The 1,852-nt window shown below is 46.6% G+C and carries 3 protein-coding genes; all 3 read right to left on the bottom strand.

The window, feature by feature from the left end; translation table 11 throughout:
- Positions 1-267, bottom strand: a 267-nt coding sequence (locus Q0605_RS08545; RefSeq protein WP_298706171.1) for a S26 family signal peptidase, incomplete at its 3' end; no start/stop codon positions are given.
- Positions 268-1,125, bottom strand: coding sequence for a bifunctional methylenetetrahydrofolate dehydrogenase/methenyltetrahydrofolate cyclohydrolase FolD (gene folD, locus Q0605_RS08540; protein ID WP_298706166.1), 858 nt, complete (start codon positions 1,123-1,125; stop codon positions 268-270).
- 314 nt (positions 1,126-1,439) lie between these two features.
- The gene (locus Q0605_RS08535) at positions 1,440-1,574 is read right to left on the bottom strand and encodes a hypothetical protein (RefSeq protein WP_298706164.1); all 135 of its coding nucleotides are present in this window, start codon (positions 1,572-1,574) and stop codon (positions 1,440-1,442) included.
- Between the last annotated feature and the right edge of the window lie 278 nt (positions 1,575-1,852).

Below are 1,852 nucleotides of genomic sequence, written 5' to 3'. Positions count from 1 at the left end.
ACCGCGCTTTGGACCCTCGCCGCGGATGATATGCCCATCTCCGTCGCTATCAGGAGCTACCTGCCACTCTACAAATGGAATATGCGGGGTCGGGATGCCGTAGCTAAATTTTTTAACGAATAAAAAATCGCCCTCCAAAAGCGTAGTGCGCATCGATCCGCTGGGGATCACGAAGGCTTGCGCAACAAAAAGAATGACGAATAAAACGACGATGACCGTCCCCGTCCAACTCGATAAAAAGTGATAAATTTTGCTTAGTATTTTCATTTAGACTCTTTGCCTTAAGCGATTTTTCGCCGATTTTATCGTATTGCTCAAAAGCATCGCAATCGTCATCGGTCCCACGCCTCCGGGCACGGGCGTGATGAACGAGCATTTTGGCGCGACTGCGTCAAAATCGACGTCACCTCTTAGCTTGCCGTCCTCGCCGCGATTGATCCCCACATCGATCACCACCGCACCCTCTTTTACCATATCTGCGCTCACAAAATGCGCTCTACCGACCGCTGCGACCAAAATATCGGCGTCTGCGCAAAGCTGCTTTAGGTTTTTCGTCTTGCTATGCGCGATAGTGACGGTGGCGTCAGCATTTAAAAGTAGGCTTGCCATCGGCTTTCCGACGATATTGCTGCGGCCTAGCACGACGGCGTTTTTACCCGCTATCTGCACGCCGTATTCCTCAAGCAGGCGCATCACGCCAAGCGGAGTACAAGGCACAAAACCGTCCGCAAGCCCGCTAGTAAGCTTGCCTACGTTTATCGCGCTAAATCCGTCCACGTCCTTTTGCGGGCTTATTTTTTCTAAAATTTTATTCGTATCAATGTGCTTCGGAAGCGGCAGCTGCACCAAGATGCCGTCGATACTTTCGTCTTCGTTTAAATTTTCTATCAGTTCTAAAAGCGCTGCCTCGCTCACGTTGGAGCTCAAGCGGTGCGCTACGGAGCGGATCCCGCAGGCGGCACAGGCTTTTTCCTTGCTCGCGACATAGGTCTTGCTCGCCGCATCCTCGCCTACTAAAATCACCGCCAGCGCGGGCTTTACGCCCTTTGCGGCAAGATCCGAAGCGTCCGATTTGATCTCATCTTTTACCTTCGCGCTTATGCTTTTGCCGTCGATTAAAGTCATTTAAAGCCTTTTTGAAAAATAAGGCAAATGTTACCCTAAAATTTATAAAATTTAGATTTATTCAGCGGGACTTTATGGGAATTTGAAAGAATTTTAAAAAGAATTTCGTCCTAAATTTAAGCCTATTTAAATAAGCCTAAATTTTATCGTCATTATAGACGGATGGACACGCCTTGGTGCCGCTACATTCAAGCTGCAACGCTGCCAAGGCTCGTATTGCAGGCTTGAGAGCTTTTGTCCACGAATGAGCAAAACAATGTTTCCATTTTCTCGCCGTTAAACGTCTCGTATCGTCGCCCGCCGCGCAATATACGCTATGCGTAATAGTAGCCTGTATAATGGTGGCTCGGTGCCTTATTTTGCTCTGGCTTTGGGACATCTTGCGGTCTGCTCCTAGAGCAGCTGCATAGAAACAGTGCCGCACACAGAAATAAAACGATCTTTTGCACCATAGATCCTTTCAAAATTTTTATAATTTTATCTTTGATTGGTTGCAAAATTTCATAAAATTTTTCAAAGCACTCATAAAAATTTTATCCCCTTTGAAATTTAAAATTTTTGGCGAATTCTAACAACACAAATTTCGTCAAAATTTAGGCTTCGCGCAGCTTATAATCTCGCGCAAGAATCAAAATTTTGGTGACTCAAATCGTATTTAGTGCGATTTTACGCTATGCGCGCCGTGCAAGATCGCATAGCTTCTGTTTTGCGCGCCGAAATGCCGCGC

Source organism: uncultured Campylobacter sp. (assembly GCF_938017705.1).
Taxonomy (GTDB): domain Bacteria; phylum Campylobacterota; class Campylobacteria; order Campylobacterales; family Campylobacteraceae; genus Campylobacter_B.
Note: the sequence above shows the minus strand (reverse complement) of the source record. Positions and strands in the feature narration are given on the sequence as shown.